This window comes from Vibrio rubrogenes (genome assembly GCF_059641415.1).
Genome location: NZ_JCARSY010000062.1, coordinates 1 through 9,065 on the forward strand (window position 1 = coordinate 1; position 9,065 = coordinate 9,065).

9 protein-coding genes are annotated in these 9,065 nt (G+C 39.7%); all 9 read left to right on the forward strand.

All coding sequences use genetic code 11. The annotated features are described in order from the left end of the window. The first annotated feature begins 134 nt into the window (after positions 1-134). The 9 genes from AC55NX_RS20035 to AC55NX_RS20075 all read left to right on the forward strand — a co-directional run bounded on the left by AC55NX_RS20035 (position 135) and on the right by AC55NX_RS20075 (position 8,880). A complete protein-coding gene (locus AC55NX_RS20035; RefSeq protein WP_496997335.1) occupies positions 135-1,691 on the forward strand; it encodes an S-type pyocin domain-containing protein in 1,557 nt (518 codons plus the stop codon). Beyond that, positions 1,691-2,209, forward strand: a complete 519-nt coding sequence (locus AC55NX_RS20040) for an ankyrin repeat domain-containing protein (RefSeq protein WP_059120591.1) — start codon at positions 1,691-1,693, stop codon at positions 2,207-2,209. The genes AC55NX_RS20035 and AC55NX_RS20040 overlap by 1 nt, the downstream gene beginning before the upstream one ends. 280 nt (positions 2,210-2,489) lie before the next feature. Beyond that, positions 2,490-3,368: a HEPN domain-containing protein gene (locus AC55NX_RS20045; protein WP_496997336.1), complete on the forward strand. Its 879-nt coding sequence runs from the start codon at positions 2,490-2,492 to the stop codon at positions 3,366-3,368. A 227-nt stretch (positions 3,369-3,595) separates the two neighbouring features. After that, positions 3,596-4,114 carry a GNAT family N-acetyltransferase gene (locus AC55NX_RS20050; protein WP_476485771.1) on the forward strand — a complete coding sequence of 173 codons (519 nt, stop codon included), beginning with the start codon at positions 3,596-3,598 and terminating at the stop codon, positions 4,112-4,114. 1,209 nt (positions 4,115-5,323) lie between these two features. Next, on the forward strand, positions 5,324-5,941 hold the full coding sequence (locus AC55NX_RS20055; RefSeq protein WP_496997337.1) for a hypothetical protein: 618 nt from the start codon (positions 5,324-5,326) through the stop codon (positions 5,939-5,941). 726 nt (positions 5,942-6,667) lie between these two features. After that, positions 6,668-7,384 carry a DUF4238 domain-containing protein gene (locus AC55NX_RS20060; RefSeq protein ID WP_496997338.1) on the forward strand — a complete coding sequence of 239 codons (717 nt, stop codon included), beginning with the start codon at positions 6,668-6,670 and terminating at the stop codon, positions 7,382-7,384. A 117-nt stretch (positions 7,385-7,501) separates the two neighbouring features. Next, positions 7,502-7,738: a hypothetical protein gene (locus AC55NX_RS20065; protein WP_496997339.1), complete on the forward strand. Its 237-nt coding sequence runs from the start codon at positions 7,502-7,504 to the stop codon at positions 7,736-7,738. 1 nt (position 7,739) lies between these two features. Beyond that, entirely contained in the window at positions 7,740-8,390 is a 651-nt protein-coding gene (locus AC55NX_RS20070; protein ID WP_496997340.1) for a hypothetical protein, read from the forward strand. A gap of 133 nt (positions 8,391-8,523) precedes the next feature. Further along, positions 8,524-8,880 carry a nuclear transport factor 2 family protein gene (locus AC55NX_RS20075; protein WP_038178296.1) on the forward strand — a complete coding sequence of 119 codons (357 nt, stop codon included), beginning with the start codon at positions 8,524-8,526 and terminating at the stop codon, positions 8,878-8,880. Positions 8,881-9,065: the final 185 nt, after the last annotated feature.

The following is a 9,065-nucleotide window of genomic DNA, read 5'->3' on the forward strand; positions in this document are numbered from 1 at the left end:
ATCACTCCCCATCAAAACTCCAAATTTAAACATGTTTTATAAATCCATTTGAGTATAATTGTGGATTCATATGAAAATAACTTTATCAATAAGCATCCATCGATAAAACAATCACGGCTTAGCCAACAACGTCAATGAACTATCAAACCACTCAAATCTATAATCTGATGAGTTATGAATTTGCTCAAGTTGAAGGGGGTTTTGCCTCCTTACGTGAGTCAGAGATGAAATCCGTTATCCCTGCTGGAATACGCTTTGCGGATTTTCTCGAACAGCTTCGCAGCGGCCATCAGGTATTGCTGACGGATGTGCCATCAGTACCTTTGCTGATTCGAGATCGGGATGAATGGGGCAATTCATACTGGCGAGTCAATCCCGAGGTTGAGCCTCATCTCGATTTGCTGGCTAACAAGGCTTATACCGGCAGAGTTGAATGGGTCAATCATGGCATTGGTTCAACTTATTCAGGCAGTGTGAATGCCTCTGTGTATACCGAGCCTTATGTCGAACGCAAACCTGTGAAGTTGAGTTTACAAGAGCGATTGATCAGGCAGCGTCAGGAGCGGTTACGGGAGCTGGATAAAATTCAACTGCCTTCATCCGCATGGCAGAACGTATTTAACAAACCGCCCGTCAAACCCTCTCGTTTTGCCAAATCTACGCTGGTGCCGAGCGGTACGTGTGATATCGGTACACAAAGAGAGCCACTTTCTTCGCTGGGGGATTATGCGGCTTATACACTGGCCGTCGGGCAGGGGGGGGTAAGTGCAGCATCTGGAGAAGCTTTTTTGACGCGTATTGGCGGCGCAGCGCTAGCAGAACTGCCGGGAATGGCGATGAAAATCGTCGGGCGAGCTGGCATTCTGGCTGCATTTGTGCCGAACAAATTAGCTGACAGTACGCTCTACAGCGCTGCTGATATGAGTAATAAAGACACGGTTGAAACCAATATTCGCTTGGGTTTCAATACGAAAGGTCGGATTTACGGTTATCACGTCAATGGGACGAATATCCCTAAGCGTGAAGTAAAACAGGTTGGTGAGCGGTTTGCTGTTGAGTTAGAGCCGGATATCACCATTGAATGGGTGCCGATTAGTGGTGATTTTGGCGGTAAACCGATCCTTGTCAATCCCATCCCGGAGATGGAAAAGTTCGATATCTGGATCCATCCGGAAGCGGAGCAAGGCCAAGAATTTGATAACACCTACATCACGCCGATTGCTGATGCGGAGCTGCAAGACTATATTCTGACCTTTCCGGCAGAGACTGGGTTACCACCGCTGTATGTGGTGTATAGTCACCAAATCCGCAAGCCGAATGGTCAGTTTGGTGCGAGTCAGTATCCCAAGCCAGAACTGAATCGCACATCCCTTCGGGCTGACACCAAAAGACAGATTGAAGCCAATGCAAGAAAACTCAATGGTCAGTTTGTTGATAAGAGTGGTCGAGTGATCACTGACTGGCATTATGGACATAAATATGGTCTGGAAAACAGGCGGCTACTCAGAGCCGCTGACCAGATGGGAATGACTCAGGAAGAATTGAATGATTTTGTGAATTCACATCCTGACTATTTTCTTATTGAGGATGCTAAGACCAATCTTAGTCATGTGAATGAGAAGCCGGGCAGTGATGATTTAAGAAAAATTCTCAGAGATATGAGAAAATTTTTGAAAAACAGGAAGACATAATGAGTTACGAATACGAATTATACGATGCTGTACTGGATGGTGATATTAATGAAGTCAAAGCGCTTATTGATAAAGGTGCTGATATTCATGAAGTCACGGAATCAGAGCACTGGACATACCTACATCACGTATTTATGTCTCCCTCTACAAAACTAGAGGAAAGAACACCACTCGAATCAATTCAGTATCTGATTGACCAAGGCTTGGATGTCAACGCAATTGATAGTTATGGCTATACACCACTGATTTATGCTGTACGACAACAAAATATTGAAGGGATGCGGTTACTGCTGGAAAACGGGGCGGATGAGTTAATTGAACATCGAGCAAGTGATGATGCAACACCTTTGAATATGGTATTTGATAACAAACCTTATCAGTATGAAGTTATGAAACTATTGCTTGATTTCGGTGCTGACCCTGATGCTAAAACAGAAAAAGGCAAATCAGTCCGAGAGTTGGTAAGTCTACTTGATGATATGGATCCTAAGATGATTGAGTTGGTTCGTCATTACTAAATATAATCCTGTTATCAATATGCATCGGTATCATAAATTGACCCACAATTGCAGAGACTGTTCAACATTCTGTGTCAGCCCCCATGTCTCAGAATTCAGAGAAGGGCATTGTGTCATGACTCGAAGCCGGGTGCGGAGACAATCATAAAGGCAAAAAATAAAAAAGAACCGCGTCGCATTTTACCTTTGAGCCGTGCTAAAACGATGATAAACGGTGTTTTTTGTTGAATGCTTCTTTTATGCTAGCGCTATTCATCCACAACCACCCAATGCTGCGATTATGAAAACATCCCTCGACCATCTGCCGGAATACAAACAGCGTGAGCTTGCTACGATTTCAACGATTCTGCGTGATACGCTGGAAGACTACCTTCAGGGCAAAACGGCGAGTAAGAGTGAATTTCGTATTCTGAAAATCATTCTGTTCGGTAGCCATGCGAAAGGTAACTGGGTCAAAGATCCGGTCAATGGTTATATCAGCGATTACGATATTCTGGTGATTGTGAATAAAGCTGCTTTGGTCGAGGAAGACGTGGTTTGGCAGCGGGCCGAAGAGCAAATTGACCGGAGAGTAAAATCCGCACCGCTCGGGTTGATTGTGCATGATTTGCAGGAAGTGAATGAGCGATTGCAACAGGGTCACTATTTTTTTAAGGATATCCGTGAAGAGGGTATCGAACTGTTTGCCGCAACGCCGAAGCCGTTGGCGATGCCGGGAGATTTGACTGAGGAAGAGTTGCGAGAGATAGCCCGTAAGCATTATGAGCAGTGGTTTGAAAGTGCTTCTGATTTTCTGGTGACTTATCGATTTGATAAAAATCGCGGCAAGTTAAAACAAGCGGCTTTTCTCTTGCATCAAGCGACGGAACGGTTTTTCGCCTGCACGTTGCTGACCTGCACCAATTACTTACCCAAATCCCACAATATCGAAAAGTTGGGGAAATTCTGTTCACAAATCGATCTGGCCTTTGCTGAGATTTTCCCGATGGACAACAAATTCCACCGCCGCAGCTTCCGGCGTCTGCAAAGAGCCTATATTGATGCGCGCTATTCGGAGCATTATGAAATTACCGAAGAAGAGTTGAATTATCTGGAGACAGAAGTGCAGCGTTTGCAGGTGTTAACCGAACAGATTTGTCGGGGGAGAATCGGGGATTGAGGGCAGTACTTTTATTCTTTCAGTCTTCGGCTCCCAGATTTGACGCACAATCAGCGTCAGTGATTTCAGAGGCATCGGTGTTCTGTGCGCCAGTTACTCTTGCCAAGATGCAAGCGTAATCAGAAAATCTTTTTTGTTTGGTGGTTAATTTGAATAGCGTGAAACATTGTTGATCGACGTACTCAGGTCATCTGACCTGAGCGTTATACATTATTGGAGAAAATTACATGGAGTTAGTTATACCGTCGCATGAGTTTAAGTCTGCTTTTGAACGTTTCTATAATGATTTCGCTCAAAACGATGTCGAAGGTGCTGATTACTACCTTGAAGGTAAAATTGATTTTACAAAGTATGTTCAGCGTTTAAGTGATGAATCAGCGGGTTTAAATTTGCGTGAAGGCTATGTGCCATGTAGCCACTTTTGGTTAATAGATGATGACCAGTCTATTCTCGGTGCAATTCGGGTTCGTCACAATATCGACAATGACTTTCTCGCTTTAGAGGGCGGACATATTGGCTATGATATTGCTCCTTCACATCGGGGAAAGGGTAACGGTAAGTTAATGCTCAAGTTGGTATTGTCGAAAGCAGCCGATCTCGGCATTGAACGAGCTTTACTGACCGCTGACGAGGATAATTTTGCATCACGAAGTGTTATTGAAGCCAATGGTGGTGAGTTTGAAAAAATTATTGTAGGTAAGGTTTTTCCAAATCCTTTGGCTAGGTATTGGATTAACTGCAAATAACGGTATAACAAATCTTTGAAGTAAAAGCAGACGTGTTTAATGTCTGGGGCGTAGGTGATCACACACCTGAAATTGATGAAACCTGAGCGTTCCAAAACCAGCAGCCTATCGTTTTTATCTTCTTAGCCTCCGGCTCACAAATTTGACGCACAATTCCGTTATTTGATTTCAGTGACATCGGTGTTCTGTGCGCCAGTTACTCTTGCAGAGATGCAAGAGTAACCAGAAGATCTTTTTTGTTTGGCCTTGGTCGTGCGTTGTCCAGAACCAGCTTTTACGGGCGTCCTGCCCGGAAAAGCCTAACCATTCTTCCTTGAATGGTTTTCTTCGTTTGGTGGCTGTTTTGAGTTGGGTGAAACTCTGAATCAATAAAGCTAAATTGATCGATGAACTCAGGGGAAAATTCACGGATGAATTTTAAGCTTTTCGTGAGCAGGAGCGAATAAAAGCGACCCTGATTACGCGCACCGAACCTAAAAAGATGCTTTTGGTTCCTTTTGCATCCATCAAAAGGAACTGGGGCGCGGTCGGAGATGGCAATGATATTGAAGAAGTAATTGCGTCCCAAACCCACAGTGCAACATTACCACAGAGCCACCATTTCTCACCCATCTCACTTTTACTGACTGTTTAAACGTTGCAGTTTCCTGCAAACCCTACCTACATCAAAGAATGTCATGTTTGTGTCAATTTTTTCTGGATATTCTCTGTAACTTATTAAATCCTATGTACGGTGTTTAGATGCTTATTCACGAACCAATGGCGCTTATCCGTAATGAGTTCGAATGGCGGTAGCGTGGGTAAATCAGTTGTGCGCAGATTTAGACTGCATAGTGCTGTAATTTCTGCTTGATAATGGTGTTTCATTGATATTTTTATACGTGTTTTCATGCCATTACGGGAAGCATTTTATCGGATGGTAGCAAGTTATATTCTTATAGAGTTGTTTTGGATCTGATGAGTATGTCTTGCAAGAAAGTACCAATAAAAGAGACAATAAGCTATTGCAGATTCGCTCTAACGCGCTTTCTGCTGACTATGTTTATTCGTCCGAGCTTTCTAGAATTAACTGAATCACAAACGCGATAACTATCTAGGCAATAGTTGTGCCAATTATTAAAGCCTTCTCATTGGTGCTAACTAAAGATACGAATTACGCTACACTGATTAATAAATGATTAATAAATATTAAATAATACACGGTATTTTATGGAAAATATTTTTATCAAATGGTTAGAGTCGCTACAAAAAGTTTTAGGTGATAAAGCTGTATGGGCAGTATTTATTTTAATCTCTCTCTTTTTAGTCTTTTTGATGTATGAACGATTTAATAAGGCAATGGCCTCATCTTCTTCTAATAAATTTAAAAAATATGAATTATTTTTAAAAGTATTTGATTCAGATCTAACTAAGAAAAGTCCAATTATTATTGAGCAAGGATTTTCTAATTATTTTGGCTTTTCATTGAGTTGTGAAGAAATTCAGTACTGTTGTAACTTAACTAAGCCAACTGAATTTATAAATGATTTGAAAAAATGTAAGAATTCAGTGGAATACTGTAATGGTAAATATAATGCGTGTAAGTATATAAAAATTAATAAATTTTTATATAGCCTTTTTTATTGGTTATTTGCTCTTGTTGTTCTTATATCATTTTATTTTCTTACTGAAACAAAAGATTACACATGGAATTTTCCGATTATTGTGTTTGCTTGCCTAGCTGGATATATGTTGACATTTGTAGGGGCAGTTTTTGCTGCCGAAAGAATTTCAGGCGATTTTTATAAACAACGAGTCAAAGAAAGTTGTATAGTTTTACCTCAATAAATACTTATAACTATTTATTCAGTACACTCCGGCCGCTAAAAGAGACCTACGTGGGATAACCTATATTGTGTTTCGGAGCTCCTTAGCAAAGTGTTCCGCTAACAATCTTTTATATCAGGATCTTGGGAATATCTCAGTTCAAAGAGATCTAGGTTGAACTTGAGATATTTATAAAAGAGCTGGATTCGAACCGACATATTTATGTTGCATGGTTTTGCATACAAGAAGATGGGCGAGGAATCAGAAGAAGCTGAAGTTGATTTTCATAATATGCTGGTCATATATGCACATAATTGCACTTATTGCCAAAGCAAGAGACGATAATGGCTTCAGGAATGAGGCTCAGAGTTTACTGCCGGAATCCCACAATGTTTTAAGAGTAATAGTTATATGAGAGGATGATAGTCATGCCATTAAACCAATGGGGCTAGAAAGCTTGATAGAAATTACTTCAGAGTTGATTCCAGAGGGAAAGCAAACGGCTTTAGCAGCATCACAGAAAGCCAACCTCAACTACTGCGGTCACAATTGCACTGGGAGAGGCCTATATAGCGGTATTGGCGGAGATTTTTGCTGAAAGTCCTGATGTGGTTTCAACTGCAGAAGAGATTGGCGAAAAACTTAAAGAAAAGATGAAGAAAGCAGGGCATAAGACCTAACAATCAGCAGCACTCGAACGGTACTCCGTTCCATCGGTTTATTGGACGTTAAGCATGTGGAGTAAATATGATCACCGATATTGTTAAAAAGCAACATTTATTACCAGTACGTTCAATTTCCCGATTTTGTGATGTTAGTGGGAATGTAATGGTGATGCGGAACGGTTCCAAATCAGTTTTTCCAGTAAAATCTAATAATCAGATTTTTTGCGTTAATCGATTGTGGGATCAGAAATCTGAAAAGAGTTTTGGTAAAGAGATTGAAGACAAGTATCAAGAATTAGTCGACAAAATAATCCAAGAAAATAAGTATAGTATTTGCGAAAGAAATCAATTAATTATTACTCAGTTTTATGCATTGTGGAAATATCGATCAGAGTTAGATGAAGAACAAGTTTTTTTGCCAGAACAATCAGCCTTGAGTTCAGCAGTTATAGAAAAAAAGGAAAAGGACTATTTTGATAAGTTGCAGACTAACTATATAGATGAGACCGGATTTTTACCAATGCGAAATATTTTAGGTATACGGCTATTTGGTTATGTAAGCTTGTTTTGTCGTACTTATACTGGTTTATTTTGGAATTTGGTAAAAAGTGAGCAAGAATTGATAGTTTCTAATTCTCCAACTTCAGAGTTATATTTGCCAATTACTCCTAATTTATGTTTATTAGCTGGGAATCCACCTGTAGAGCTTTCTCCTAAGCAAACGAGATATGTTAATCAGCGATCAATAGAACAGGCTAAAAATTTTATATTTGGAAGAGCATTGAAAGGATATTATTAACAAATCTCTCCAATTGAAAAAATAACTGTTACGGATCTTGATTCAAAAATATAATGTCAGCTATTTTCAACTGAGTTCAGTGTTAGCATTTTCATGAGAATCTGAGGGGCTAATAAAATGAACCAAAAAACTCAAAATGATCAAAAGCAACCTAGAAGAATAATTGTTCCTAATAAAGATCTTGGTATTGATTGGCATAAAAAAGGAGTCAAGGATGCGCCTAACAAAGCAAATCAATGGACGCTTAACGCTTGGTCACTTGTGTTTTTAAGTTTTAAATATGTTTTGGCATTGGTGAAAGCGCCACTGTTTGCGAAGTTAGCTGTCAAAAGTCCTACTTATCGAAGGATATAAAATGAATAAATTATTAGTATCTATATTTGTAATACTCATGACTGGATGTACATCCGTTCATTACAATGGTGCCGATACTGCCATTAAACAAATAGACTATCCCGAAGTAGGTAAAGCTATTACAGCCTATGTTGGTGACTACCTTGTTCAAAAGGGGACGCTCGTTGAAGAAAGTGTTTTAGTCGTACATAAAACTATTGATGGTGCTCTATACGATATTCCCGCTAATAAATACCGTCAAATTGGATTTGATAATAAACAAGATTTTTACTCTGGTGTTGGTGTAGTGCAAGGAGCACTATCAGATCCTGTTCAAGCACTTGCATTGAAAAAGAAAGAGAATTCAAAGCTTTGTGTAATTACGGTATTCGGTGGTAGCTCTTGTTATGAAGGGGATTACGAACGTAAGAAACAAATGTCAGAAAGAGGTAATAGCTTTCAACAAACTCTTATCTATAGTGGTCGTGTCGGTAATAAAATAAACATTGGGTATCGTGAATTTAGTAATAATACTGCTAGACCAGCATTTAATAATGACGTTGAGTATGATTTATCATCATCAGATGTCATTGGTTATAAAGGTGCTCTGATTAAAGTAATAAAAGCAAATAATAGTAGTATTACATATGAGTTGATTCGCAACTTCCCATAAGCAACTAACAAGCTAGTGCAATTGACGCATATGAACATCGAGGTTGCTGTTTAAAATTTATAACAAGCTTCAATTAAAGTGGTTTGCGTAATTGATTGGAGCGTTATGTTGCTTTAGATGTTAGAGAGGACGTATGAGCCCAAAAGAAATAGTTAAAAAGTGGGTGGAAGCCTTCAATGAAGGCAATGCGGAGAAACTTTCTTCGTTCTACTCCACTGATGCCGTCAATCACCAAGTTGCAAATGAGCCTGTTGAGGGCAAAGAAGCAATTAAAAAAATGTTTATGAACGAGTTCGCAAATGCAAACATGGTTTGTATCGTGGAGAACATATTTGAAGACGGTCATTGGGCTATTTTAGAATGGAAAGATCCTTTAGGTTTGAGAGGTTGTGGCTTTTTCAAAATTCAAAATGGCTTAATTCAGTTGCAGCGGGGTTACTGGGATAAACTTAGTTTTCTTAAAGCGCATGACTTGCCAATTCCAGAGTAAGCAACATAACAAACTCCTTTTGACATCTATCGAAAGGAACTGGGGCGCAGCCGGAGATGGCAATGAAATCAATCGGAGAAGCAATTGAACGGGCATTCGTACTATTAAAATGTCACAGACGGAAGAGAAGATGTTAGAAACTGAACGATTAATTTTATTCAAAATAAGCAAAAATGATCTGGATA